Below are 26,705 nucleotides of genomic sequence, written 5' to 3' on the forward strand. Positions count from 1 at the left end.
GATTAGTACATTCCGTATGGGGGATCGGCTAAGGCCGTACACATACCACGGATACATTTATATTTATTTGGGAGGTTCTTTAATATGGCAAGAGTAAAAGGCGGTTTTGTAGTACGTCGTCGTCATAAAAAGGTTTTGAAACTAGCAAGAGGTTATTTCGGTTCCAAACACCGTATCTTTAAAACAGCAAACGAGCAAGTAATGAAATCCCTGGTATACGCATACCGTGACCGTCGCAACACGAAACGTAACTTCCGCAGACTGTGGATCGTTCGTATCAATGCAGCAGCACGTATGAATGGTTTGTCTTACAACAAACTGATCCATGGTTTGAAACTTGCTGGTGTAGACATGAACCGCAAAATGTTGGCTGATCTGGCCGTTAACGACATCAATGCGTTCAACTCTTTGGCTACTGTAGCTAAAGGCAAAATCAACGCTTAAATTGTATGATACAAGCCGCCGTACCTATATGGCGGCTTTTTTTACGGCTTTGAGGGAATTCGGAGATGAATCTCTGAAGGAATAGAACGAATAGGCTATAAGCTGGACGGGAACAATGAGACCATACAACGGGTGAATAACACACCATGGGAATACATAAATACGAACGGTGGAATAGTACAAAAGAAAACGAGTGAAATCCATATATCACTAAAGTTCGCGGTATGTTTTTGTTATATAACATCACATCGTTGTAACGTTAGTGTGTTAAAACGCTAAATTATTAAGCGTTTTCAATAAAAAAAGAACGAAAATATGTGATATTTGATGATGAAACATCTGGATTTTAACACGGGTTGATTGTATAATCACCTCTAGTAGGCAAGTCCTAATTTTTCTCTCCATGTCATAATGTTCGGTTTTTCGACAGATGATTGGATGCTTCAAGGGTGATAATGCGCTTTTAATGTCGAAGAAACCATACATTCTGCATAAAAGTCATTCCTGCTATCTGTTAACCGTTCAATTGTAGGCTGGATTGGAATGAAGGATATATCATTAAGGGGGAAAAAGAGAAATGAAAAAGATGCTCAGCTTGTCTTTGGTAATGTTGCTGGCGGTATCGGTTATGCTCGCAGGTTGCGGTAGCAAACCGAATGAAGAAACAAATGCCGGAGGAGATACAGGTGGCACATCCACTGAAGCAAAATCCGATCTTAAAATCGGTATGGTTACTGACGTAGGTGGAGTTAATGACAAATCCTTTAACCAATCCGCTTGGGAAGCTTTGCAAGCGACTGAAACAGAAACAGGTACTGCAGTTAAATACCTGCAAAGTAAATCCGATGAAGAGTACATTCCTAACTTGAACGAATTCGTTAAAAACGGATATGATCTGACTTGGGGTATTGGTTATCAATTAGAGAAAGCTATCAAAGCAGTAGCTGATCAGAATCCAGACTCTAAGCTTGCGATTATTGATAGTGTAGTTGATGCTCCAAATGTTAAGTCCGTAACTTTTGCTGAAGAAGAAGGTTCCTTCCTCGTAGGTGTAGTTGCAGGATTGACTACAAAAACGAACAAAATTGGTTTTGTAGGTGGAGCTGAAAGTACGCTCATCAAAAAATTTGAAGTAGGTTTCAGAGAAGGCGTTAAGGCAGTTAATCCGGATGCTCAATTTATTCCAAACTACACAGGTGCTTTTGACAAACCTGATCTTGGTAAAGCAGCAGCTGCTACAATGTACAACCAAGGCGTAGATATTATCTTCCACGCTTCCGGTGCTACAGGTAATGGTGTGTTCAACGAAGCAATTGCTCGTAAGAAACAAGGTCAAGAAGTATGGGTTATCGGTGTTGATAAAGACCAATCCCTTGAGTTTGGTGATGAAGTAACTTTGACTTCCATGATTAAAAAAGTTGACGAAGCAGTTAAGCGCGTTAACCAAGAAGTTATTGATGGAACATTTGCTGGTGGTTCTGAAACTTTGACCTTGAAGGATAATGGCGTGGGTATTGCTGATACTTCCACTGCCAATGTATCTGCTGAAACACTTGCAAAAGTGGAAGAGTACAAAGAAAAAATCATCAGCGGCGAAATCAAAGTACCTACTGAGTAATTTGATCTTAGTTGCAAAAGAATAATCATTGGGGCCGGTCTTGACCGGCCTTATGATTGCAAGAACAGGAACATTTGATCAAGTCATCATAACAATTGTACAAGGTCACTGTATATCAACGCTCCGGTAGGAGCTTTTCTTTCGTTTGCGGAACCACACTATATCAGTTATAAGGGTGATTACATGGGTGCAGCAACCCCCGTCGTTGAGTTAAAACAAATAACGAAGCGTTTCCCAGGCATTGTTGCCAACGACGCCATCAGCCTTCAGCTTCGTAAAGGCGAGATTCATGCGCTACTGGGCGAAAACGGCGCTGGTAAGTCAACGTTGATGAATATTGTATTTGGTCTCTATCAGCCGGATGAAGGTTCCATTGAAGTGAATGGCAAGCCTGTCATCATCGACAGCCCTAACCGAGCGATCGATCTTGGCATCGGCATGGTGCATCAGCACTTTAAGCTTGTACAGCCGTTCACGGTAACAGAGAACATTATTTTGGGATCTGAACCAACGAAGGGTCTCAATATTAACTATAAAAAAGCAGCCGCTGAAGTGCAGCGTCTGTCCGAACAGTATGGACTCAAGGTGAATCCGCATGCCAAGATTCATGATATCTCTGTCGGAATGCAGCAGCGTGTGGAGATTGTTAAAACGTTGTATCGTGGTGCAGACATTCTGATTTTTGACGAGCCAACAGCCGTTTTGACTCCTCAAGAGATCAAAGAACTGATGATCATCATGAAGAAGCTCGTAGCAGAAGGCAAGTCGATTATTTTGATCACGCACAAACTGAAAGAGATCATGGAGATATCCGACACAGTAACGATTATCCGTCGGGGTAAAGTCATTGATTCGGTCAAAACATCGGAAACCAACCCGAATGAACTAGCAGAGAAAATGGTAGGTCGGAATGTCACATTCAAAGTGGACAAAAAACCGGCTACACCTGGAGCTAATGTGCTTGAAGTTAGTAAATTGACTGCGAAGAATAAAGAAGGTATTTCGGTTCTGAACCAACTTAACCTGAATGTGCGTGCAGGAGAGATTGTCGGAATCGCAGGCGTGGATGGTAACGGTCAAAGTGAACTCATTGAGGCCCTTACTGGACTTCGTAAAGTCGAGAGCGGTTCGATTCGTTTGGAGGGCAAGGAGCTGTCCAATCATTCTCCACGCCATATTTCGGAATCGGGTGTAGCCCATATCCCTGAAGATCGACACAAACACGGACTTGTCCTTGATTTTTCAGTGAGTGAAAATATCGTTCTGGAATCGTACTATAAAGCACCATACACCCGTAAAGGGTTCCTTAACTTCGATGCGATCAAAAAGCAGGCGAAGCGGCTTGTGGAGGCATTTGACGTGCGTACACCAAGCATCGAGACCAAAGCTCGTTCCTTGTCCGGAGGAAACCAGCAGAAGGCCATTATCGCCCGTGAGGTGGATAAAAACCCTGAACTGCTTATCGCTGCCCAGCCAACTCGTGGTCTGGACGTAGGGGCGATTGAGTTCGTGCAAAAGCAACTGATTGCACAACGCGATCAAGGTAAGGCTGTTCTGTTGATTTCATTTGAGCTTGATGAGATTATCAATGTATCTGACCGAATTGCTGTCATCTATGAAGGCCAGATCGTAGGCGAGGTGCTGCCGGAAGAAACCAATGACAGGGAGCTCGGCCTGATGATGGCGGGCAGCACCCAAAAGAGAGGTACTGCGCATGAGTAACGTATTGAAATGGTTTACTCGGGATTCATTTATTTTGCCTGTCGTCGCCATTGTTATGGGTCTGATTCTCGGTGGGGTTGTCATGCTGATCGGTGGGTACAATCCGATTGAAGCCTACGGCGCATTGTTCACCAAAGTATTTGGAGACATGTACAACTTTGGTGAAGCGGTACGGGAAATGACACCACTGATCATGACTGGACTTGCATTTGCATTTGCATCACGTGCAGGTTTGTTTAACATCGGGGGAGAAGGTCAATTTCTCGTCGGTATGACAGCTGCAACATTTGTTGGTGTGAAGTTTGTAGGTTTACCGATCTACCTCCATGCGCCACTGGCTTTGATTGCTGGTGCATTGTTTGGTGGTCTTTGGGCCGCGATTGCGGGTTATCTGAAAGCAGCACGTGGGGTCAATGAAGTTATCAGTAGTATCATGTTGAACTGGATTGGTCTGTACATGGCAAATCTGATCGTTCGTCAATTTCTCTTACTTCCAGGTGAGAATCGTTCGGCAGACATTAGTGAAACAGCTTCCATAAGCTTGACTTGGCTTTCTGAGTTAATGGGGAACTCACGTGTACATCTTGGTACATTAATCGCTTTAGTTATAGCGGTGATCTTTTACATTTACATGTGGAAGACAAAACAAGGATACGAAATTCGAGCTGTCGGTCTTAATCCCAACGCGGCTGAATATGCGGGTATGCATGTGAATCGTAATATTGTAAAAGCTATGTTTATTAGTGGTATGCTTGCAGGACTTGGTGGAGCCTTTCAGGTATTGGGTGTATTCCAGTATCAAACATTGATGACAGGTTCACCAGGAACCGGGTTTGATGGTATTGCCGTAGCTCTCATCGGTCTAAATCATCCATTCGGCGTTCTCTTAGGAGCAGTTTTGTTTGGTACCCTCACGTATGGATCTGCAGGAATGAGTTTTGCTGCGGATGTCCCACCTGAGATTATTCGGATTGTGATCGGTTCGATTATCTTCTTCATTGCGGCACAAGGCATCGTGCGCTGGATACTCAAACCGTTCTATTCGAAGCGCAAGAAAGAGAAGGTGTTGTAGATGGACTTGTTGACAATTGGGCAAATTATCAATACGACGCTTGTCTTTGCTACGGCATTGATTTTTGCATCACTTGGCGGAATTTTTTCGGAAAAATCAGGTGTGACAAATCTTGGACTTGAAGGCTTCATGGTCTTTGGAGCCTTTGCTGCTGGAATAGGAGCGCATTACGCGCAAGAAGCGGGCATGGGTGGAACAACATCAGCTTGGATGGGGGTGGTGCTCGCGATTATATTGGGCGTACTGGTATCACTTATCCATGCTGTTGCGTCAATTACATTTAAAGCAGATCAGATTATAAGTGGTATTGTGATTAACTTTTTGGCAGCGGGAAGTACGCTTTACTTAGTTAAGTTACTGTTTGAAGGGGCAGGAGATTCTCCTTTGGTACAAGGATTTAATAAGTTTAATGTACCCTTCTTGGAGAATATACCTCTATTAGGGGAGGCCTTCTTCAAAAATGTATATCCAACAACATATCTTGCGATCCTTTTTGTGTTTCTGACATATTATATTTTGTTCAAAACACCATTTGGTCTTCGTCTTCGTTCAGTGGGTGAACACCCAAGTGCAGCAGATACGGTTGGCGTCAAAGTCCTTCGTTATCGTTATATTGGAGTTATGATCAGTGGTGCGCTTGCGGCCATTGGTGGAGCTGCGATTACATTGACAACCACGGGTACATTTTCACACAATACGGTTTCCGGCCAAGGTTATATTGCCATTGCAGCGATGATTTTTGGTAAATGGAATCCAATCGGTGCATTCGGTGCGGCAGTGTTCTTTGGATTCTCGCAAGCAATCAGGAACTATGTACAGATGTTTGAATGGACCCAAAGTATTCCCCAGGAAATTATCTATATGCTGCCCTACATGTTGACACTTATCGTACTTGTAGCGGCCGTAGGACGTTCTTCAGCTCCGTCTGCACTGGGAGAAGCTTACGATCCTGGAAAAAGATAGATTCCAATAATAAATAGACTACACGAGTAGCTTTCTTAGAAAATATATTATCTTTTAAAATAATAGATTTCTTTAATTCGTATCATTTCTTCTGTTAAAGTAGAGCATTGAGACATCTTGTTACTGTGTCTTAAGCTTTACTTAACAGAAGTTTTTTTTTTTTTTTTGCTGAAAATCCCTTTTGATAACGTTGCAGCTAAACAATAGATAAAAAAAATTTACATTATTTAACTTTACAAATTATGTATTTAGTATTATTATATAAATATCCCAAAAAAAGAAAGAGAGTGATGTAATTTGTATTTAAAGAAAATAATAGTTAGCGGCTTTACAGTATGTCTTTTAGCAGTAGGATCACCTGCATTTGCAGATGAAAATAATAATGTTGAAGTAAGTTCGAACGTTGATGGAAATATTCCAACGATTGATCTTCAAAATGGTTTGGATAACTTACCTGAAGAGGTTGTAGTAAGTGAAGTTATGACATTTGATGAATTGGCTGCTGAAATGGCAAAAAATAAAGGTATTACTGAAGTTGAAGCGCAGCAAATAATTTTGAAAAACTCTACAGATAATTCTAAAAGCTTAAACAGAACTAATAACTCTGAAGGAGTAGTGTCTGCCAAGGCGGCTAAGTTTAGAACAATAAAGCAGTACCTTCCAGAATTCAGGGGTTACACTCCTAGTTTAGAGTTTTACTGTGAAACGAATGAGAGCGGTTCTTTTCGTGGGATTGTTAAGATTCTAAATACAGACTTAAATCCATTATCATATGTACGCGAGGATGTTTATGTCGCGAAAACTTTTGTTGGTACTGTATATGTTAACTTAGAAAATGCGAATAAGATTCATTATATCGTAAAAGGAAGTTTCTATAATAAAGGTGGAGTTTCATCTGTTACTGGTAATGTAGGGCTTTCTCTTGGTGGAGCAACCACTTTAGGAATCAGTGCTACGGTTAGCGATTTAAATTTATTTTCAACTGTGCATTGGCCCGGAGACGTAAGATTTTAGACGTAATTTTAGGTGTAAGCAAAGAAACCATGCGGACTTTATGTGCGCATGGTTTCTTTGCTTATTTCCTTCTTAATACTAAATAAATTATGAATTCGAATTACTGAAATATATTTAATTTAGCAAAATAGTAGAAGCAGGAGTGGAGTTTTTGTTCTCTTTATACTTTTTAAATTATAGGGACAAAGAAACAGGCGAATCCAGTCATGGACGAATACACTGTTTTGAACGATCCGAGGAGGAGGGGAAAGTATGAAACAACAAGTTACGCGTGATGAAGCGATGAAATTAATAGGCAAAAATATTGTTGCAATCAAAAAAGACGGCACTCGGGTTACGGGAAGGCTGTTGAAAGTATCGGGTAACAAACTGGTACTGAAGCGTCTGAATGGCAAAAAAGTACGTACAAAAGCGATTCTGCCGCTGGTATTGTTTGATCTGCTCGCTATTGCCACACTGCCTTATGCTTATGGTCCTGGCCCTGGCTTCGGTCCGGGATATGGACCTGGACCGAAGCCAGGCCCTGGATATGGTCCAGGTTACGGACCGGGATATGGACCTGGAGGACCTGGTGGCGGCTTTGGCCCTGGCCCTGGTTACGGCCCATATGGTCCGGGTCCACGTCCACCAGGATTTTTCTAGGTCATTCTATAATGTTTTTTTCCATTTCGTAGCAGTGACTTACCATAATGTATCGAATCGCACTATACCCATTTTTTTGATAAAACTGAAGCCCTTTGGTATTGCCTTCATCCACCATCACTTTCGATCTTCTACAACCCCGAGATGCAGCAAAGCTCTCTGCTTTGAGCAGCAAAGTCTGCCCGTAACGTTTGCGTTGCTCTTTCGGACTAACGGCCATCATATCGACATAGAGCAGTTCACCATGCATGAGAAAATGGATGAATGCGACAGCAGCTTTGTCTGGCTCCGGCGAGACAACAAAGGTCATGCCCCTGTTCATTCGCAGGGGTATTTCTTTGCGGATTTTATTAATTTCTTTTTCACTCATATGAGATAAAGGAACAAGTTGAGTGTCAATCAGCTTCATGATGGCGCCATCATCCAGCTTGGATGTGCGTTGCCGAATCACCATGCGGAGCCTCCTTTCAGGACCAGTCGTGCTGCTCGTATATTCTATGCCCGAAGCAAGATAAAAGGTGACTGAATGAAGCACAAGGATTAGGGCAACGTTAAAGGCTGAAGAGGCATGATGGAAGGCTCTCTGAATTTTTATGCAAAACAGGTATTGACTTATCGGTTGGAGGAATCATATAATGTTCCTAACATTTAACGAGAATATTTCATCGGCTATGAAGAGGACGAAGTTTTAAGGGCTCTTTTGCTCAGAGAGTGGCTGGAATTGCTGAAACCACCACCATTATCCCTTATATACGAGCTCACCTCGGAGCTGTTTTCCTGAAAAGCACTGGATGTCACTCCTTTCGCGTATTAGGGAAAATCGTATGTCTGCGTTACAGACAACAGGTATGGGAAACGACTATGTTCGTTTGAGCTATCGTTTTGTTGTACCTGGTAAGGTCCGTTATTGCGAAATTTCGGACAAAGTTGGGTGGTACCACGGAAGCGATAACCTTTCGTCCCTCGCAAGCATGAACTTGTTTGCAGGGATGGAAGGTTTTTTTTGTAACTTTAAATGTCAGAATGATGTAAATTCCGAGAGGAGGATGACTGATGGGAGCTCAAATTCCAGAAGTACGGTCAACAGATGAATTACGTGAAAAATGGATGAAGCCGGAGGTCATTAGCGGATCAGAAATTCTGCTGAGAAGCTTGTTGCTTGAAGGTGTAGATTGTGTATTTGGTTACCCGGGCGGCGCAGTGTTGTACATTTACGATGCAATGTATGGTTTCGAGGACTTTAAGCACGTCTTAACCCGTCACGAACAAGGTGCAATTCACGCGGCTGACGGATATGCACGGGCAAGCGGAAAAGTGGGTGTATGTATCGCTACCTCTGGACCAGGAGCAACGAATCTGGTTACCGGTATTGCAACAGCGTATATGGATTCTGTGCCACTGGTTGTTATTACGGGAAATGTTAATTCCAGCCTGATCGGCTCGGATGCTTTCCAGGAAGCTGATATTACCGGTATTACAATGCCGATCACCAAACACAGCTATCTGGTAAAAGATGTTAAGGATTTGTCGAGTATCATTCATGAGGCATTCCACATTGCGAATACCGGTCGTAAAGGTCCTGTACTGATCGACATTCCGAAGGATGTATCAGCCAACAAAACCTTGTTTGAACCGAGTACTGAACCTGTTACATTAAGAGGGTACAATCCACGGACAGTACCAAACAAACTGCAGGTTGACCGTTTAGCTCAGGCCATTCAGGAAGCAGAACGTCCAATGATTCTGGCCGGTGGCGGTGTGGTATACTCGGGGGGACATGAAGAACTGTTCGAGTTTGTTGAGAAGACAGGCATTCCAATTACGACAACCCTTCTGGGTCTTGGTGCATTCCCAAGTGGGCATGAACTATGGACAGGGATGCCAGGAATGCACGGAACATACACATCCAACCTGGCCATCCAACAGTCGGATCTGCTGATTAATATCGGCGCACGATTCGATGATCGGGTAACAGGTAAGCTGGACGGATTCGCTCCACATGCCAAAATCGTTCATATCGATATTGATCCGGCAGAGATTGGTAAAAACATCGCAACGGATATTCCAATTGTTGGTGATGTGAAGACGGTGCTGGAGATAGCCAACAAAGAAGTTAAGCGTGCAGAGCGTGCAGATGCATGGAGAGACCAGATCAAACAGTGGAAACAAGAGAAGCCTTACAGCTATACGGATTCAGACGAAGTGCTGAAACCTCAGTGGGTTGTTGAAATGCTGAATGATACAACCAAAGGTGAAGCGATTGTGACGACGGATGTGGGACAACATCAGATGTGGGCAGCACAATATTATAAGTTTAATCAACCACGTTCATGGGTAACTTCGGGTGGTCTCGGAACGATGGGCTTTGGATTCCCTTCTGCAATTGGTGCTCAGATGGCCAATCCGGACAGACTCGTTATCTCCATTAACGGTGATGGCGGAATGCAGATGTGTTCCCAAGAACTCGCGATCTGTGCCATTAACAATATACCGGTAAAAATTGTTATCATTAACAATCAGGTACTTGGAATGGTTCGCCAATGGCAGGAACTCATCTATGAGAACCGTTACAGTCACATTGATCTGGCAGGAAGTCCGGATTTTGTAAAACTGGCTGAAGCATATGGTGTGAAAGGATTACGTGCAACGAATAAAGAAGAAGCGGCGCGGGCTTGGCAGGAAGCTCTGGATACACCAGGACCAGTCGTTGTAGAATTCGTGGTACGCAAGGAAGAGAATGTGTATCCAATGGTTCCACAGGGAGCAACAATTGATCAAATGCTGATGGGGGATGCTGAGGAATGATTAGACATACGATTTCAATATTGGTTAACGATCAGCCAGGCGTCCTTCAGCGGGTATCAGGGTTGTTCGGTCGACGCGGATTTAACATTGAGAGTATTACAGTGGGTCAATCGGAAGAACCCGGACTCTCCCGGATGGTTATTGTGACTATTGGTGACGATAAAACGCTGGAGCAGATTGAGAAACAATTGTACAAAATCATCGATGTCATTAAAGTGGTTGATTTCAGCCTGAAACCGATGGTAGCCCGTGAACTCGCGTTGATCAAAGTGAAAGCAGAGCCTTCCGAGCGTCCTGAAATTCTGGGTGTGGTGGAAACTTTCCGCGCATCCGTTGTAGATGTTGGTCCAGGCAGCCTGATTGTGCAGGTGGTCGGAGATACGGACAAAATTGATGCGATGATTGAATTGCTCAAGCCATACGGCATTCGCGAATTGTCCCGTACAGGCATAACTGCATTGGTACGCGGCAACGTATAAGGCTATAATGAATGAAGAGGGGACGACGGTTAGCTAACATATACAGTTGATCTTATGTGAGATTGTCAGTCCCTTAACAGTTATAAGGTAACATTTTAGTGATGTAACGCTTGAAATGATAGCCACACTCCCGCATTAATGGGCGGGTGTCTGAACGGATCGGATCAGACCAGAGACGCTTTCAATACTTCAAGCGAGCCGGTCCATTGAGACACCCGCTCATTAATGAAGGGTTCTTTACAATACAAAGGAGGACTTATAAACATGCCAGTAACTACTTATTATGAACAGGATGCAGAGCTTAACGTATTGAAAGGAAAAACGATCGCGGTAATCGGTTATGGTAGCCAGGGCCACGCCCAAGCTCAAAACCTTCGTGATAGCGGATTGAACGTAGTCATCGGACTTCGTGAAGGTAAATCCTTCGACACTGCAAAAAATGACGGATTTGAAGTTCTGTCCCCGGCTGAAGCAACAAGCCGCGCAGATGTAGTTCAAATCTTGCTCCCTGACGAAACTCAAGCTTCTGTATACAAGAACGAAATCGAACCAAACCTGAAAGAAGGCGCTGCATTGCTCTTCTCACACGGTTTCAACGTTCATTTCGGTCAAATCGTTGCTCCAAAAAACAGCGATGTATTGCTGGTAGCTCCTAAGTCCCCTGGTCACATGGTACGTCGTACTTATGTAGAAGGTTTTGGTGTACCGGGCCTGATCGCGATTGAGCAAGATGCAACAGGTAAAGCGAAAGAAATCGGTTTGGCTTATGCAAAAGGTATCGGTTGTACTCGCGCAGGGGTTATCGAAACTTCCTTCCGTGAAGAAACAGAAACAGATCTGTTCGGTGAGCAAGCTGTTCTGTGTGGTGGTGTAAGTGCTTTGGTAAAAGCTGGATTCGAAACATTGACAGAAGCGGGTTACGCTCCTGAAATGGCATACTTCGAATGTCTGCACGAACTGAAGCTGATCGTTGACATGATGTATGAAGGCGGACTTTCAAGTATGCGTGATTCCATCAGTAACACAGCTGAGTACGGTGACTATGTAACTGGACCTCGCGTTGTAACTGAAGATACGAAGAAAGCAATGAAAGAAGTCCTGACGGATATCCAACAAGGTAAATTCGCACGCGACTTCATTCTGGAGAACCAATCCGGACGTGCATTCTTGACAGCAACTCGTCGTAACGAAGCTGAACACCCAATCGAAGTGGTTGGCGGACAATTGCGTGAGATGATGCACTGGATCAAGAAGTAAGCATTAACTTTTAGAACATGCACTTATAAGGTATTCAAGTAAACTTAGAGCTTTAACTGGGAATAGCGGCCGTGCTTATGCGTGAGCCGCTATTGCTGGTTCAGAGAAACATTATATTACAAGTACAGGAGGTGCGAAGCGTGCGTAAAATCTATGTATTTGACACAACGCTGCGTGATGGAGAGCAATCCCCGGGAGTCAATCTGAACACGCGTGAAAAGGTGGAAATTGCCCATCAGCTCGAGCGGCTTGGCATTGACCGGATGGAAGCTGGTTTCCCGGCGGCATCTCCAGGTGACCTGGCCGCTGTCAATGCAGTAGCAAAAGCGGTCAAAAATGTGACCGTAATTGGCTTGTCCCGTTCCAGAGAGCAAGATATCGATGCGGTTAAGGAAGCTCTTAAAGGTGCACAGGACCCATGCATTCACGTTTTCCTGGCAACTTCGCCTATTCACCGCCAACATAAATTGCGTATGGATAAAGGGCAAGTACTGGATACGGCTCGTTCCGCGATTCGTTATGCGAAGAAAACATTTTCAAAGATTGAATTCTCGCTGGAGGATGCAGGTCGTACGGAGTATGATTTCCTCGTGGAAATGGTGAATATGGCTGTTGAAGAGGGTGCAGCCGTTGTGAATATTCCGGATACAGTTGGCTACCTGAGTCCATATGAATACGGAAACATTTTCAAACATCTCAAGGAGAATGTTCACGGTATTGAAAAGGTACAGCTAAGTGCCCACTGTCATAATGACCTAGGTATGGCGACAGCCAATACACTTGCAGCGATTCTGAACGGAGCCGATCAGATCGAAGGAACGATCAATGGCATCGGTGAACGTGCAGGCAACACGGCGATCGAGGAGATTGCCATGGCACTGGAGACGCGTCAGGAATTTTTCCAGGCGAAGACATCGCTGCAGTTGTCAGAAATTGCACGGACCAGTCGTCTCGTTAGCCGTTTGACAGGTATGGTTGTGCCCGGCAACAAAGCCATTGTTGGAGCGAACGCCTTCGCACATGAATCCGGAATTCATCAGGACGGCATGCTGAAGGAAAAAACAACGTACGAGATCATGACTCCAGAGTCCATCGGTTTGAAGGAAAGTAAACTCGTACTGGGTAAACATTCCGGTCGTCATGCCTTCCGTGAGCGTTTGATTGATCTGGGATATGAGCTGGAAGAAGAAGCGTTGAATCGTGCTTTCGCTCAGTTCAAAGAATTGGCTGATAAGAAGAAGGAAGTTACTGACGAAGATCTGCTCGCAGTCATTGAAGAGAAATTGCAGGATGCACCTGAGGTGTATAAACTGGAATCGATCTTTGTTACGTACGGTGATGAAGCGGTACCAACAGCCAAAGTCCGCATTGCGATGCTTGACGGGGATACGGTTGAGAAGCAAGCAGAGGGTAATGGATCGGTAGATGCAATCTACAATGCGATTGACCAGGTGAGTGGGGAAGACGTAACGTTGTCTGACTATTCCATCAAATCGGTAACGCATGGTAAGGATGCATTGGGTGAGGTACATGTTGTGCTGACTCAAAATCAGGTTTCGGTACAGGGACGTGGTGTGAGTACGGATATACTGGGTGCAAGTGCACGTGCCTATGTGGACGGACTGAATCAATTGATTGAGAAGCGTAAAACATACACGAATCGTGTAAATGTGAACCTGTAGATTCCGGTGCAGCAAGCACGAACTCTTTATTGAACTGGGAGTTGGAACTCATTTAAGCCGTTAGAGTGATCTGTCTTAATCTGAATGGATATAGAAGGTCGTTCGGCTTTCTTTACTCCGTTCAGTGAGATATGTAAAGAGTCTGACTCTCTTGTGAGGGTCAGACTCTTTTGCTTTTATTTATATGATTATGACAGTAAAAACTCAGTGCATGTTGTATATGGTTTCTATTGCATTGGCTTACGCCATCAAGCTGTTACCACGCGTAAGCATTAGGTGCATGTCCACCTGGACCCGGGAAAATCTCATCCAGACGTTTGAGCACGGCCTCATCCAGAGTCACATCCAGACATTTGAGTGCGGTTTCAAACTGCTCCAGTGTACGCGGTCCGATAATCGGGGCAGTTACTGCCGGATTGGCAGCAACCCAGGCCAAAGCTACCGTATCCTGTGGTTCGCCGAGATCACGACAGAGAGCGGCAAAGTCTTCAAGTTGAGTCTGCTGTTGCTCGATCCGCCCAGCGATGCCTCCGCTGCGTGTTCCTTCCAGCTTCTGAAGCGCATTACGTCCCAGTAACCCACCATCCAGTGGACTCCATGGAATGACACCGAGGCCCAGTTCTTTGGCGGCAGGCAGCACTTCCAGCTCAGGTAAACGACAGTTGAGACTATATTTGTGTTGTTCGGATACCAGGCCGAGGAAATGGCGATTCTTGGCTTCGCTCTGAGCAATTGCAATCTGCCATGCAGCAAAGTTGCTTGACCCTACATAACCGATTTTACCCTGGTGAACGGCATTCTCGAATGCGCCCCACAGCTCGTTCCACGATATGGCAGGGTCCACATGGTGCATCTGGTACAGCTCGATATGATCCGTCTGCAAGCGGCGAAGGGAACCTTCCAGATGACGTCTGATTTTGAATGCAGAAAGGCCTGCTTCGTTGTTGGGGCCGTCTGTATCATCGTGCATGGAGCCATAGACTTTGGTGGCCAGAACTACTTTTTCACGTCTGCCACCCCCCTGATTGAACCAGCGTCCGATAATTTCTTCGGTAAGCCCGGAATTCTCACCCCAGCCGTAGATGTTAGCGGTATCAAAAAAGTTCACACCTGCATCGAGTGCTGCGTCCATAATGCGGAAAGCCTCTTTCTCATCTGTAGCAGGCCCAAAATTCATGGTACCGAGACAGATTCGGCTGACCTTAAGGCCTGATTTACCCAAATACGAATATTGCATGTTGCTTATCCCTCCTGCGTACCTGATTTGAATTCAGCTATATTTTACCCCAGTCGGGAGGTCAGAACAACTTGGCAATGCTATTCTCTATTAGCTTATAGGTAAAATCTATTAAAGTCATAGATTGTATATCTTGGTCAAATGACCTTGGAATATGATACAAAAGAGAGAGTTAATATGAGACGTTACTTTATGAATAATTAATGAATGAAATATAAGGAGTGGACAACCCATGGCAGACGTGAAAAAAATTGCAGTTATTGCAGGTGACGGAATCGGTCCTGAAGTCGTAGCTGAGGCTGAGAAAGTTCTTAAACGTACAGAGGAAGTATTCGGTTATCGTTTTGAGACAGAGCATGCGCTGTTCGGTGGAATCGCGATTGATGAGAAGGGTACACCTCTTCCTGAAGAAACGCTGACAGTATGTAAAAGTGCAGATGCCGTCCTGCTTGGAGCGGTTGGCGGTCCAAAATGGGATAACAACAGCAAGGAGCTTCGTCCGGAAACGGGCCTGCTGGGTATTCGCAAAGCGCTCGGATTGTTCTCCAACCTTCGTCCAGCTGTCGTATTTGATTGCTTGAAGGATGCTTCAACTCTGAAGCCTGAAGTCCTTGAAGGTACAGATCTGATGGTGGTACGTGAGTTGACAGGTGGTATCTACTTCGGAGAGAAGTTCAGACGTGAAAGTGCACAGGGCGAAGAGGCAGTAGATACGTGCGCATATAATGTTACAGAAGTGGAGCGGATCGTTCGTCAGGCGTTCGAAATTGCGCAAGGACGTCGCAAAAAACTGGCTTCTGTAGACAAAGCCAACGTATTGGAAACGTCCCGTCTCTGGCGTGAAGTTGTAAACCGGGTAGCACCGGATTATCCGGATGTTGAACTGGAGCATGTGCTTGTGGACAACTGCGCGATGCAATTGTTGCGTCGTCCATCCAGCTTCGATGTCATCGTAACGGAAAACATGTTTGGGGATATCTTGAGTGATGAAGCTGCGATGCTGACGGGTTCCATCGGCATGCTCGCATCTGCATCACTGGGAGAGGGCAGCTTCGGACTCTATGAGCCGGTACACGGTTCTGCACCGGATATCGCAGGTCAAGGATTAGCCAATCCGATTGCAACGATTCTCTCGCTGGCGCTGATGTTCCGTACAACCTTTGGTTATGCAGAAGGTGCGGATGCCATTGAAGCAGCTGTGTCTGATGTGTTGAACTCAGGACACCGCACGAGTGATATTGCTGTAGACAAGAGCACAGCGATCAGCACAACTGAAATGGGCGATTTGATCGTCGCTGCTATTCAGAAACAGGCGTAATTATATTACCAACAACATGGCAGCCCTTTGTTTCCAATTATGGAATGTACAGAGGGCTGTTCCTTTATGATTTTGGCACGAAAAATCCTTATTTATAATGATTATAAAAAAATAATGTTTATAATCTTGACTTTGGGAAGTCCGGATGATAACATTTTACTTGTACTTGTTATCAAGTATCAAAACATTTTAATTACAGGAAAAGCGTTCGCGTTTTTCTTGATGATGAGCAATCCATATGGATGCTTACATAATCCCAAAGGAGGAATTTTTAGTTATGGCAGAACGTTTGGTAGGTAGACCAGCACCGGATTTCGCAATGGAAACAGTATCGGGAGACGGACAAGACTTTGGTTCCGTTAAACTGTCCGATTATCGTGGTAAATGGCTCGTATTCTTCTTTTATCCTTTGGACTTCACATTTGTGTGCCCAACTGAAATTACAGCTTTGAGCGTTGCTTCTGAGCAATTCAAAGCTTTGGATACGGAAATCCTTGGCGTGAGTGTAGACTCCGTACACAGCCACAAAGCATGGATCAACACACCTGTAGACAGCAATGGTCTGGGTCAATTGAACTTCCCACTGGCTTCCGATATCACGAAGCAAGTGGCTAAAGATTACGGCGTTCTGATCGAAGAAGAAGGCGTAGCATTGCGCGGTCTGTTCATCATCGATCCAGAAGGCGAACTGAAATATCAAGTGGTTAACCACAACGATGTAGGCCGTAGTGTTGAAGAAACACTTCGTGTACTGCAAGCACTGCAATCCGGCGGATTGTGTGCAATGAACTGGAAACCAGGCGACACTAACCTGTAAGCCAAGTCAACTTGAACGGTTTTTGTTCAAGCCCTCATCCCGTTAGGGATTGAGGGCTTTTTGCACCCTTTTGCCGGAAGTTATCACGAAGTTAATCAAAAGTGTTTGAACAAGCGGCTGAACGTGTTAATGATGTAATAAAAGAAAGTCTTCTTTTTATCTGTTGAAAGAGGAATTGATGGCCTTCAAGGCGAATAGGGTATGGAAACCCGGTAAATATTCCGGTGCTCTGCATTTATAATCTGTACATGAATGTGATACACTGATGGAACTATTCCTTTTCGGAAGTGCTGGAAGTGTACGGGATTGAATGTTTAACAAAAAAGTCCCGGCACGAATAAGGAGGGTGAACAAAAATGAGTTACTGTTGTGGGGCAAGTATGGTTGGAACGAAGGGCACGCTGAAGCATTACCGCACCCAGGTTCATAATGTTCCCCTGCTGTTTTGCCCGGTGTGTCACCGGGTTGAGGTGCATTATAAAGTGGAAAATGAATATGAAATTCTCGCTGAATATGCGCATGGAGACGGTGCATCCGAGATCGATTTTCAGGATTATGTAACAGAAGACGAGGATGCTATCTTCGAAAACTGTGTAAACCGTGAGAGTGAGGATGCCATGGTCATTGTGCAGCGCCAGATTGATATGGCTCTGGATTTGCTCAGGCTCGCAAAAGAAACAAAAGACGAGAAGTGGGAAAGCGAACTTAAACGTCGATTAGCTGTGATGAGTCAGCGCAGACTGAAAATTCAGCATAATAAGACCGGACTATAGATGATCTCGGATATATCAAAAAGTAAAGATAATATAAACGAAGCTGAAATTGCCTGTCGGGTGAATCGGCTTCGTTTTTGTGCTTTCTTTCGAAACTAATTCGAGGTTTTTTTTAAAATAATTCCCATTCGACACTTTCTCCGATTGACTCCCTTCTATAAACTTGTCTATGATAAAAACAGACTTGCAAAAGAGGCGGAGCAAATAAATGTTCGTGTTTGGGAATAGGAGAAGGTCAGAATGGAACAAACGTATGTGATTTTCCGGATCAACTGTTGGTTACCGGGAATAGACCAGCTTGAGTTCCGGACATGCCATCCATATTTTCGGCTCAGCCCCCCAACGAAAGGGCACCGGTAATGAACAATAAAATCGGCCCTTCCTGTTTCTGTGATGATATGATGTCCGAATGGCAAGTTTATCATTTACGTGAAAAGGAGGAACCTGACATGATTAGTGAATTTCAGGATACAGTGCCTCAATCAACGGATGGATTCCCGCCTGTACATCTGGATAACAACAAGTATGAGAATGTACTGGAGCATCTGGATAGCGGTATTATGTTGTTTGACAGTCACGGTGTATTGACGTTTATTAACGTTCAGATGGCAAAGTTATTGGAGCTTCCGAGAAGTTTGCTCAGCGGCTGCACCCTGATGCAAATGCTACATCATCCACAGATGAGCCGATTCAAGAAAAAGAAAATTTTACGTATCTATCGGGAAACCATCTTTCATCGTAAGCGCTATCATGAGTTGATTGATGAATATGGAAGGCATTGGCTGGTTACTGTGACGTACGGTGATCAGATGGATGGTGACTTCTTGTTTAGTGTCAAGGATGTATCTGATTATAAACAGATTGAGCAGACCGCTTATCAAAATGACAAACTTGCGATGCTGGGGCGCATTTCAGCGTCTATTGCTCATGAAATTCGTAATCCGTTGACAGCAATCCGCGGGTTCATTCAGTTGCTGCGGCCCCATCTGCTGCAGCTTGGCAAAGATGAGTACGCGCGCATCATACTGACGGAGATTGATCGAGCAAATGATATCATCTACGAATTTTTGAATTCTTCCAAACCGTCAGCACCACAGAAGACGGTCATGTCCGTTGACTCTTTGCTCAAAGAAGTGGTCTTGTTAACAGAGAGCGAAGGGTTGATGAAGGGATGCGAGATTACGCTGGATGAAGGGGATGCCCCACTGAATGTGTCCATTGATGTCAAACAGATTAAGCAGGTTATTTTGAATATGGTGAAAAATGCAATGGATGCTATTGAAGAAGTTGGCGAAGAACATACCGGTCTGATTCGAATATCAACTTCCACGGAAAACAAGTTCGTGGAGATCTCCATCGCCGATAATGGTCATGGGATGGACCATAACACGCTTGTGCGTCTGTTTGATCCATTCTTTACGACCAAGGAGAGCGGAACAGGACTCGGACTCTCGGTGAGTTATCGCATTATTAAGAACCACGGAGGTACCATCTCGGTAGATAGCAAAAAAAGCGAAGGTACACGGTTTAAGATTATGTTACCCTTGGTTTTTTGAGAATAATGATGAGTAAAGGAGTCGGCAAATGGCCGATTCCTTTGTTTTTTGTTGGCAATTAAGGTTATAGTTAGTTATGAATGCGAATACATAAGCTCCATTAACGGAAGGATGGGAATGCGATGGATATCCAAGGAATGGAACAAATGAATCAACAATTGATGAATCATGTGGGAAAAGTCATTGTGGGGAAAGAGCATACCATAGAGCTGGTCATGACAGCGATCATAGCGTCAGGACATGTGCTGCTGGAGGATGTGCCAGGTACCGGAAAAACGATGCTTGCCAAATCGGTAGCCTCTTCATTGGACTGTACATTCCAGCGTATACAGTTTACACCGGACTTGCTTCCATCTGATTTGACAGGTATTCATTTCTTTAATCAAAAAGATGGAGATTTTGAATTCCGACCTGGCCCATTGTTCGCCAATCTTGTATTGGCCGATGAAATTAACCGGGCTACGCCGCGTACGCAATCAAGCTTGCTGGAGTGCATGGAAGAGCGTCAGATCAGTATCGATGGTTCAACGCGACAGCTGGAACGGCCATTTATCGTTATAGCCACTCAGAATCCCGTAGATAACCAGGGAACTTTTCCGCTACCTGAGGCACAGATGGATCGTTTTATGATGAAAATTCGTATGGGTTATCCAAGCAGTGAAGAGAGTGTAGAAATTCTGAGACGCACGGTGGCAAGCCGCTCTGTTGACGATCTGTCGGCTGTGATCAGTCGTGAAGAACTTTTGAAGGCACAGGATATGTATAAAACAGTTCAAATCAACGAAGATTTGCTACGATATATCATTCAGTTAACCGAAGCGACAAGGCAACATCCGGAGCTCTCGCTTGGTGTAAGTCCACGAGGAGCTCAGGCATTACTCAAGGCAAGTCAAGCCTGGGCTGCACTGCATGGCAGAGACTTTGTTTTGCCGGATGATATTAAAGTTCTGGCGGAACCTGTGCTGGCCCACCGACTTGTATTCCGTAACCGGGTCAGACAACAAGAGGGCTTGGCGGAGCGTATCATTCAGGAGCTTCTGAATCAGATAGAAGTACCCACAGAGAACCTCGCTACAAGCGGGCGCTAGTCTTATGGCATTATTATGGCTTGTCCTTGTTGGAGGCATTGTCGTTGGCATACACGGTGTATGGTTCGGACGACCTGCACTACGAAAGCTCAAGTACAGCAGACAATTCAGCAAGCTGCGTTGTTACGCTGGAGATGAACTTGAGATGGTGGAGACGATATCGAATGAAAAACGAGTCTCCGTACCGTGGCTCAGACTTGAATCGATGATGCCTGTGTCGTTTGTATTTCGTTCCGGCTCGGGTATGGATATTAGCCAAGGCGAGATTTATCAGAATCATAAGAGCATTTTTACACTGAAACCTTTTACTCGTATTACACGCAAGCATCCGTTTGTATGTACCCAGCGTGGGATCTATCCACTCAATACAGCAAGCATGACAGGGGGAGATCTCTTTGGCGTGTGGCGCTCCACCAAACCGATTCCTTTGCATATGTCCATGGTCGTGTATCCTTCATTAATGAATACAGAGGATCTTCCGGCGATCTATCAAGTGTGGCAGGGGGAAGTGGAAGTGTCGCGATGGATCGTCGAAGATCCGTTCCTGATTCTGGGTGTTCGTCCCTACGGTGCAGGTGACCCCATGAATCGCATTCACTGGAAGGCGAGCGCACGTACGGGTGAATTACAAGTCTACAAGCAAGGATGGACAGCAGATCCGCAATCCTGGATTGTAGTCAACATTCAGGAGTCGGCAGATATGTGGAGTGTGGTCACTCGTCCGGAAAAGATTGAACGGGCACTTCGTTACGCGGCCACGGCTGCAGTGGATGCCATCGGAAGAGGGTTGCCTGCAGGCTTCGCCCATAATGGTTATCATGTGGGTGGAGGTCGGGATGCACTTCGAATTGAGCCGGATTATGGTACACCTCATCTGGAGAGGCTACTGGAGGCTATGGCAGAGACAGAGTTGAAATGTATGGTGCCGATGGAGCAATTCCTGAATGATGAAGTACGTCTGAATGAAGAAGCGCAGCAAATCCGCAGCTATCTGTTGATTACATCCTATGTATCTGCCGCTATGGAGCACGAGATTGCACGTCTGCACGAACAAGGACATCGCGTGACGATTCTGCCCGTAGAGGACATGAAGGGCGATACGAAGGCGGTGAGTGCATGAGGGACAGACATACAGCGACTATCAAGGCGCTCATAGCGATGCTGTCTGTCATGGTGGCGGGCATGTACCTTTTTCCAATATTTACGCTCGCTTCATTCTACACAATGGAACATTTGCCGTACACATTATTCATCCTGGTTGTTCTCGCGGGTTGGTTGGGACAATTCATTCAGCATAAAATTCCGGGTTATCGTGAGAAAAGTACATTCATTCGTGGAGTAACGGCACTCGTCATAGGACTTCTCTTCGCACTCTTTATTGGGATGAGCCTCATTCTCCCGTTGCCGAATATCATCACACTGGCACTGTGTGGAGTCATCTCGGTTTATGCAGGTCTGACCTTCGAGCCAGCCTTTCATTCTGTTTTGTTATGGCGCTTGCAGATTATAGGGATAATCAGTGCGATCGTGCTTACGGTTGCTTCGGACCAGTTGCAATTCATGCAGCCATTGCAAGCCTACACGATATGGATCTATATTGCAGGAGTGATCAGCTTTGCCTTCTGGCTGGTTGGACGATATATGCTACAACTGGACCGGGCAATACTCAATGACGGCAAGCGAAAATTAGTACTGCGCGATTTTGCGCGTGCGAATCATCAGCGCTTCATGTGGATGTTTATTGTCATCGTCGCCATCGGTGCTTTCCCAAGTTTGGCTGCGTGGTTGAGACCGCTACGCGACCGTTTGCTCGCATGGATTCGGGGATGGTTTGGCCCGATTTCCAGTGAGGAGCCACGACTACCCATGGACGACCCTAATCAGCCGTTAAATATACCGCAGGAATGGAGAGAGCCACCTTCCGAGCCCTCGGTCTTCTGGAACATTCTCGGATGGGTAGTGATGTGTGCTGTAGCAGGAGCAATCCTGTGGCTGCTTCTCCGGTTGGGACAGAAGGCGATAAACAGACTTATGGATCGATTCAAGGGGATATTACAACCCGGTGAAAAGAAGGCAGAACCACGGACGGAATATATGGATGTCAGTGAGACACTTGAGGCACCGGCAAAAGTCCGAAAACCTTGGTTTCGGAAGAAAGAAGCGCCACCAGTACAGGATGCTGAACGTATCCGATATTACTACCGGACATGGATGGACAGGGCTGCTCACCGAGGCGTGGGAATACAGGGGACGCAGACTCCGCTGGAGGCTGCACAGACCATTATTCAGAATGGTGTGAAGCCGGAAGAAGATGAGCTGTCCAAGAGACTGCCAGATACGTATAATGCCGTTCGTTATGGAGAGAAAGCTCCTGACGGCAACGATATGGTTGAGATTGATCGAATCTGGAAATCTTATCGAAGTAAATAAGCCCGGAATCCCTTTACTTTTCTTGTCACGTTCAAGTATCATGAGAGGAATACACAAGTTGGTCAGAAAAGGAGCAGACATTAATGAAGACAAATCATTGCAAAATTGTAGATTGTACGATCCGTGATGGCGGACTGGTGAATAATTGGGACTTTAGCGTGGACTTTGTTCAACAGTTGTATGCTGGATTGAATGAAGCTGGCGTTGATTATATGGAAATTGGATATAAGAACTCTCCGAAATTGCTTAAAGGTGCCGAGGAAGCAGGACCATGGCGTTTCCTGAACGATGATTTCCTGCGTAAAGTTATTCCTCAAAAGGGCAATACCAAACTGTCTGCACTGGTTGACGTGGGACGTGTGGACGAGAATGATATCTTGCCTCGCAGTGAGAGTATGCTGGATCTGATCCGGGTTGCGTGCTACAGCAAAGATGTAGACAAGGCACTTGCACTGGTTCAAACATTCCATGATCGTGGATATGAAACAACACTTAATATTATGGCCCTCTCCAATGTTATGGAGAATGAGTTGCTGGAAGCATTTGAATTGATCAAAGAAAGCGCTGTGGATGTTGTCTACATTGTAGATTCCTACGGAAGCCTGGACCATAATGATGTGAAATACCTGGTAGAGAAGTTCAAGACCCACTTGCCTAACAAGCGTCTTGGCGTTCACACACATAACAACATGCAACTGGCGTTCTCAAACACTTTGGTTGCGGCTGAACTGGGAGTTGAACTGCTTGATGCTTCTGTGTATGGTATGGGACGTGCGGCAGGTAACTGCCCAACGGAATTGCTCGTAGCTCATCTGAAAGGTACGAAATACAATCTGCGCCCAGTACTCGGTGTATTGGAACAGTTGATGGTACCGCTCAGAGAAAAAGAAGAATGGGGCTACATACTTCCTTACATGATTACAGGTGCATTGGACGAGCATCCGCGTTCGGCCATGGCGCTTCGTTCATCGGAAGACAAGGACAAGGTTGTTGATTTCTATGATAAATTAACAACACCTGAAGTGAATTTCGATAAGTAATATAGTCTTAAATACAGTTGCAAACTAGGGAAACATGGACTCCACCTGGAGATCCATGTTTTTTAGTTCTTAATGCCTTGTTTTTGTCCATTTTTATGAATAAATATTCCTAGGAGTAACTATTTTTTAGTTCACGTATACAGAATTAAATGTTATTATGTACCAGATAGCATGTGTATACATGTGAATTGAACGTTGGTAAATATGTTTTTTGTCGAATTGTGTAGCAGATTTGACAAGTTTGGTTATGTAATTCAGGATAGGTGACCCCGGGAAGGAAAACACGGCATGAAGGTTAATCTGCAAGATCAGAGAAAAATAGGTTGGGTCGCTGTATGTGGCTTATTGTGTTTCCTCGCAAGTCAATGGTTTCGTTCTTCCAGCTCTGATCTGATCATATCGGGTTACCCGGTTTTGACACTCTTGGGTGGATTCGCTGCAGTAGCGGCTTGTATCGGCATTTATAACCAATGCTGGTTGTTTCGGACACAGAAATTGACACTTCGGAGGGTGTTGCTAACAACGCTCTTTTTATTAATAGGTCTATTTGAACTGGTTCATATTGTGTCCTTTGCAGAAGAGATTCCCAACGGAGCAATGATGGAATCAGAGTTCTCCTTGATGATGTCAACCATGGGATCTTTGGTATGTTCAGTGGGGTTGCTGCTCGTGTATACCTTAAATGAGAAGGAAATTGCATTACCACGCAAATTTTTACTGTTCAGTGGGACATTAGGTACCTTTGTTATTTTATACACCTTGGCTATTCAGGAATGGAGCATGTTGCCCCACATACTTGAGGGTGAAGTGTTAGGTGGATTTTTCACCCGGGTTCATTTTATGGTCGGATTGCTGTATGGCATTATTGCCGTTATTTTGTTTGTCCAGTGGAAAAAAACCAGAGATGGTGATTTGCCATTGATTCTATGTGGCATCCTGTGTTTCTTCTTTGGGGAATGTTATTTTGTTTCCGCAACAGGGTTGAACGATCTCAATCTACTATTCGGATTGCTCAGTAACTGTATGGCCTATTTCTTCATCCAAAAAGGGCTGTACACGTCCGTAGTGGATACGCCGTTCCTGCAACAGCAGGTTGCAGAAGCCAAGATGAACTATATTGCTCATCATGATGATGTAACGGGACTTCCAAACCGTCGTCGCCTTTCGCAGCGCTTAAAAATGATGATGGATGATGCCGTGGTACAGGAGCAGCTTGTCGGTATGCTGGTCCTGAATATTAATCGCTTCAAGACCATTAATGATTCGCTCGGACAGCAAGCGGCCAATCGGGTTCTGCACCAGGTAGGTCAACGTCTGAAACATTCATCACTTCCAGGGGAAGAAGTATTCGGCTTGGGAAGAGATGAATTTGCAATAACGATGACAGAGTTCAGTACAACCGATACAGCGTTGCGGCGGACGAGATCGATTCTGCAGCTTTTTGAGAAGCCGATCTTGGTTGACGGCAATGAGTACCACCTTACGCTTGGAATCGGCATGGCGATTTTCCCTCATGATGGTGAGTCTCCACAGGAGATAATCCAGAATGCAGATACGGCTCTTCATAGTGCCAAGGAACAGGGTATGGAATTGAATCGTTTTGCACATACGATGCAGATGAAGGCCCAGGAACGTTTGCAGCTCGAGAACGATCTGCGTAAGGCGTTGGATCGAGGTCAATTCTATTTGGTTTATCAGCCGCAGGTTAATCTGCAAAGTGGGTTGATTGTTGGTATGGAAGCACTGGTACGCTGGCAGCACCCGCAGCGGGGCTTGGTATCTCCGGCAGAATTCATTCCCCTGGCAGAAGAAAGTGGGCTGATTGTGCCGCTTGGCGAATGGGTACTTCGTGAAGCTTGTGCGCAGAACAAGCAATGGCAGGAAGCTGGTTATCGTAAACTGTGTGTTTCGGTGAATCTGTCCATGAGACAGTTCAGGCATTCTCATCTATTGGACAATATCAATGGCATTCTCAAGGAGACAGGGCTTGAGCCTGTATGGCTAGAACTGGAGATCACGGAGAGTATGACATTTGATAAAGATCGGGCATTTGAGCAGTTGCGTAAAATTAAAGAAATTGGTGTGCATATCAGTATTGATGATTTTGGAACGGGGTACAGCTCGTTGCATTATCTGAAGGACCTGCCGATTGATCGGCTCAAGATTGACCGTTCGTTCGTTAATGAAGTCATGGAGGACAGCAATAACGCTGCGATCGTATCTACCATTACTTCAATGGCGCATCATTTACATCTGAAAGTGACGGCTGAGGGCGTGGAGAACGAAGATCAGATGGTCTTTCTTCGTAATCAACATTGTCATGAGGCTCAGGGGTATTTCTTCAGTAAACCAATTGAGGCGGCTGATTTTGAAAAGCAGTTTTTAAGAGATGTGGATAAACCCACAGGATAGCGAACAGTGGGGGCGCGTGAGTGCTCCTGCTTTTTAATATGGATGCGTAATGAAATAAATGGTAAATACGACTTGCATGCTGTAGAGGTTCATGGTATATTATTCTTTGTAAAATCACTGTTAACTTCATCGTCATTCATGCGGGTGTAGTTCAATGGTAGAACTTTAGCCTTCCAAGCTAATAGCGTGGGTTCGATTCCCATCACCCGCTTCATTAAGCAGTACCAAAGCCCTTGCGATGCAGGGGCTTTTTTTTGTCCTAAAAGAATCTGGGTGTAATAGCGATCAGAAGATTGTCTGGCATCGGAGTGACCAGTGTATGGATTTATTAGTTCT

22 protein-coding genes and 1 tRNA gene are annotated in these 26,705 nt (G+C 45.0%); 21 read left to right on the top strand and 2 right to left on the bottom strand.

Annotation, left to right across the window (positions count from 1 at the left end; translation table 11 throughout):
• Positions 1 to 84: 84 nt before the first annotated feature.
• The 7 genes from rplT (at position 85) to M1D71_RS08195 (ending at position 7,475) form a co-directional block, all read left to right on the top strand.
• Positions 85 to 444 carry a 50S ribosomal protein L20 gene (rplT, locus tag M1D71_RS08165; protein ID WP_017689664.1) on the top strand — a complete coding sequence of 120 codons (360 nt, stop codon included), beginning with the start codon at positions 85 to 87 and terminating at the stop codon, positions 442 to 444.
• Between the two features lie 577 nt (positions 445 to 1,021).
• A complete protein-coding gene (locus M1D71_RS08170; protein ID WP_458126033.1) occupies positions 1,022 to 2,062 on the top strand; it encodes a BMP family lipoprotein in 1,041 nt (346 codons plus the stop codon).
• Between the two features lie 183 nt (positions 2,063 to 2,245).
• Positions 2,246 to 3,784, top strand: a complete 1,539-nt coding sequence (locus tag M1D71_RS08175) for an ABC transporter ATP-binding protein (RefSeq protein ID WP_336760611.1) — start codon at positions 2,246 to 2,248, stop codon at positions 3,782 to 3,784.
• Positions 3,777 to 4,856: an ABC transporter permease gene (locus M1D71_RS08180; protein WP_458126034.1), complete on the top strand. Its 1,080-nt coding sequence runs from the start codon at positions 3,777 to 3,779 to the stop codon at positions 4,854 to 4,856. The genes M1D71_RS08175 and M1D71_RS08180 overlap by 8 nt, the downstream gene beginning before the upstream one ends.
• Entirely contained in the window at positions 4,857 to 5,819 is a 963-nt protein-coding gene (locus M1D71_RS08185) for an ABC transporter permease (protein ID WP_458126035.1), read from the top strand.
• A 297-nt stretch (positions 5,820 to 6,116) separates the two neighbouring features.
• A complete protein-coding gene (locus M1D71_RS08190) occupies positions 6,117 to 6,833 on the top strand; it encodes a hypothetical protein (RefSeq protein WP_458126036.1) in 717 nt (238 codons plus the stop codon).
• Positions 6,834 to 7,085: 252 nt separating this feature from the next.
• Positions 7,086 to 7,475, top strand: coding sequence for a hypothetical protein (locus tag M1D71_RS08195; protein ID WP_458126037.1), 390 nt, complete (start codon positions 7,086 to 7,088; stop codon positions 7,473 to 7,475).
• A gap of 1 nt (position 7,476) precedes the next feature.
• Here M1D71_RS08195 and M1D71_RS08200 read toward each other — a convergent pair whose 3' ends face one another.
• On the bottom strand, positions 7,477 to 7,929 hold the full coding sequence (locus tag M1D71_RS08200) for a GNAT family N-acetyltransferase (protein WP_458126038.1): 453 nt from the start codon (positions 7,927 to 7,929) through the stop codon (positions 7,477 to 7,479).
• A gap of 599 nt (positions 7,930 to 8,528) precedes the next feature.
• On the opposite strand from M1D71_RS08200, the gene ilvB reads away from it, so the two are divergent.
• From ilvB to M1D71_RS08220, 4 genes are all read left to right on the top strand, one after another.
• Positions 8,529 to 10,280, top strand: a complete 1,752-nt coding sequence (ilvB, locus tag M1D71_RS08205; protein WP_458126039.1) for a biosynthetic-type acetolactate synthase large subunit — start codon at positions 8,529 to 8,531, stop codon at positions 10,278 to 10,280.
• Positions 10,277 to 10,759 (top strand): acetolactate synthase small subunit, encoded by a 483-nt coding sequence (ilvN, locus tag M1D71_RS08210; RefSeq protein WP_024628317.1) that lies wholly within the window; start codon positions 10,277 to 10,279, stop codon positions 10,757 to 10,759. The genes ilvB and ilvN overlap by 4 nt, the downstream gene beginning before the upstream one ends.
• A gap of 264 nt (positions 10,760 to 11,023) precedes the next feature.
• Entirely contained in the window at positions 11,024 to 12,016 is a 993-nt protein-coding gene (gene ilvC / locus M1D71_RS08215; RefSeq protein ID WP_036669754.1) for a ketol-acid reductoisomerase, read from the top strand.
• Between the two features lie 140 nt (positions 12,017 to 12,156).
• The gene (locus tag M1D71_RS08220; RefSeq protein WP_458126040.1) at positions 12,157 to 13,698 is read left to right on the top strand and encodes a 2-isopropylmalate synthase; all 1,542 of its coding nucleotides are present in this window, start codon (positions 12,157 to 12,159) and stop codon (positions 13,696 to 13,698) included.
• Positions 13,699 to 13,954: 256 nt separating this feature from the next.
• Here M1D71_RS08220 and M1D71_RS08225 read toward each other — a convergent pair whose 3' ends face one another.
• Positions 13,955 to 14,935 (bottom strand): aldo/keto reductase, encoded by a 981-nt coding sequence (locus tag M1D71_RS08225; protein ID WP_458126041.1) that lies wholly within the window; start codon positions 14,933 to 14,935, stop codon positions 13,955 to 13,957.
• 232 nt (positions 14,936 to 15,167) lie between these two features.
• On the opposite strand from M1D71_RS08225, the gene leuB reads away from it, so the two are divergent.
• The 10 genes from leuB (at position 15,168) to M1D71_RS08275 (ending at position 26,580) form a co-directional block, all read left to right on the top strand.
• Positions 15,168 to 16,253: a 3-isopropylmalate dehydrogenase gene (gene leuB, locus M1D71_RS08230; protein WP_458126042.1), complete on the top strand. Its 1,086-nt coding sequence runs from the start codon at positions 15,168 to 15,170 to the stop codon at positions 16,251 to 16,253.
• Between the two features lie 277 nt (positions 16,254 to 16,530).
• Positions 16,531 to 17,070 (top strand): peroxiredoxin, encoded by a 540-nt coding sequence (locus M1D71_RS08235; RefSeq protein ID WP_036610146.1) that lies wholly within the window; start codon positions 16,531 to 16,533, stop codon positions 17,068 to 17,070.
• Positions 17,071 to 17,426: 356 nt separating this feature from the next.
• On the top strand, positions 17,427 to 17,843 hold the full coding sequence (locus M1D71_RS08240; protein ID WP_017689649.1) for a hypothetical protein: 417 nt from the start codon (positions 17,427 to 17,429) through the stop codon (positions 17,841 to 17,843).
• A gap of 449 nt (positions 17,844 to 18,292) precedes the next feature.
• Positions 18,293 to 19,399, top strand: coding sequence for an ATP-binding protein (locus M1D71_RS08245; protein WP_458126043.1), 1,107 nt, complete (start codon positions 18,293 to 18,295; stop codon positions 19,397 to 19,399).
• A 122-nt stretch (positions 19,400 to 19,521) separates the two neighbouring features.
• Entirely contained in the window at positions 19,522 to 20,487 is a 966-nt protein-coding gene (locus tag M1D71_RS08250) for an AAA family ATPase (RefSeq protein WP_458126044.1), read from the top strand.
• 4 nt (positions 20,488 to 20,491) lie between these two features.
• Positions 20,492 to 21,607, top strand: coding sequence for a DUF58 domain-containing protein (locus tag M1D71_RS08255; protein WP_458126045.1), 1,116 nt, complete (start codon positions 20,492 to 20,494; stop codon positions 21,605 to 21,607).
• The gene (locus M1D71_RS08260) at positions 21,604 to 22,917 is read left to right on the top strand and encodes a DUF4129 domain-containing protein (RefSeq protein ID WP_458126046.1); all 1,314 of its coding nucleotides are present in this window, start codon (positions 21,604 to 21,606) and stop codon (positions 22,915 to 22,917) included. Before M1D71_RS08255 ends, M1D71_RS08260 begins: the two co-directional genes overlap by 4 nt.
• A gap of 83 nt (positions 22,918 to 23,000) precedes the next feature.
• Positions 23,001 to 23,957 (top strand): aldolase catalytic domain-containing protein, encoded by a 957-nt coding sequence (locus M1D71_RS08265; protein ID WP_458126047.1) that lies wholly within the window; start codon positions 23,001 to 23,003, stop codon positions 23,955 to 23,957.
• A gap of 288 nt (positions 23,958 to 24,245) precedes the next feature.
• Complete coding sequence (locus M1D71_RS08270) at positions 24,246 to 26,369, top strand: bifunctional diguanylate cyclase/phosphodiesterase (protein ID WP_458126048.1); 2,124 nt, start codon at positions 24,246 to 24,248, stop codon at positions 26,367 to 26,369.
• A 140-nt stretch (positions 26,370 to 26,509) separates the two neighbouring features.
• Positions 26,510 to 26,580, top strand: a tRNA-Gly gene (locus tag M1D71_RS08275).
• Positions 26,581 to 26,705: the final 125 nt, after the last annotated feature.

The organism is Paenibacillus sp. Z3-2 (assembly GCF_054161325.1).

Coding starts and splice junctions, on each gene's coding strand:
- M1D71_RS08250 (WP_458126044.1), top strand. CDS start 19,522: ATGGATATCCAAGGAATGGAACAAATGAATCAACAATTGATGAATCAT.
- M1D71_RS08170 (WP_458126033.1), top strand. CDS start 1,022: ATGAAAAAGATGCTCAGCTTGTCTTTGGTAATGTTGCTGGCGGTATCG.
- M1D71_RS08260 (WP_458126046.1), top strand. CDS start 21,604: ATGAGGGACAGACATACAGCGACTATCAAGGCGCTCATAGCGATGCTG.
- M1D71_RS08240 (WP_017689649.1), top strand. CDS start 17,427: ATGAGTTACTGTTGTGGGGCAAGTATGGTTGGAACGAAGGGCACGCTG.
- M1D71_RS08265 (WP_458126047.1), top strand. CDS start 23,001: ATGAAGACAAATCATTGCAAAATTGTAGATTGTACGATCCGTGATGGC.
- M1D71_RS08245 (WP_458126043.1), top strand. CDS start 18,293: ATGATTAGTGAATTTCAGGATACAGTGCCTCAATCAACGGATGGATTC.
- M1D71_RS08255 (WP_458126045.1), top strand. CDS start 20,492: ATGGCATTATTATGGCTTGTCCTTGTTGGAGGCATTGTCGTTGGCATA.
- rplT (WP_017689664.1), top strand. CDS start 85: ATGGCAAGAGTAAAAGGCGGTTTTGTAGTACGTCGTCGTCATAAAAAG.
- M1D71_RS08175 (WP_336760611.1), top strand. CDS start 2,246: ATGGGTGCAGCAACCCCCGTCGTTGAGTTAAAACAAATAACGAAGCGT.
- M1D71_RS08180 (WP_458126034.1), top strand. CDS start 3,777: ATGAGTAACGTATTGAAATGGTTTACTCGGGATTCATTTATTTTGCCT.
- ilvC (WP_036669754.1), top strand. CDS start 11,024: ATGCCAGTAACTACTTATTATGAACAGGATGCAGAGCTTAACGTATTG.
- M1D71_RS08200 (WP_458126038.1), bottom strand. CDS start 7,929: ATGGTGATTCGGCAACGCACATCCAAGCTGGATGATGGCGCCATCATG.
- M1D71_RS08185 (WP_458126035.1), top strand. CDS start 4,857: ATGGACTTGTTGACAATTGGGCAAATTATCAATACGACGCTTGTCTTT.
- leuB (WP_458126042.1), top strand. CDS start 15,168: ATGGCAGACGTGAAAAAAATTGCAGTTATTGCAGGTGACGGAATCGGT.
- ilvN (WP_024628317.1), top strand. CDS start 10,277: ATGATTAGACATACGATTTCAATATTGGTTAACGATCAGCCAGGCGTC.
- M1D71_RS08270 (WP_458126048.1), top strand. CDS start 24,246: ATGAAGGTTAATCTGCAAGATCAGAGAAAAATAGGTTGGGTCGCTGTA.
- M1D71_RS08225 (WP_458126041.1), bottom strand. CDS start 14,935: ATGCAATATTCGTATTTGGGTAAATCAGGCCTTAAGGTCAGCCGAATC.
- M1D71_RS08235 (WP_036610146.1), top strand. CDS start 16,531: ATGGCAGAACGTTTGGTAGGTAGACCAGCACCGGATTTCGCAATGGAA.
- ilvB (WP_458126039.1), top strand. CDS start 8,529: ATGGGAGCTCAAATTCCAGAAGTACGGTCAACAGATGAATTACGTGAA.
- M1D71_RS08195 (WP_458126037.1), top strand. CDS start 7,086: ATGAAACAACAAGTTACGCGTGATGAAGCGATGAAATTAATAGGCAAA.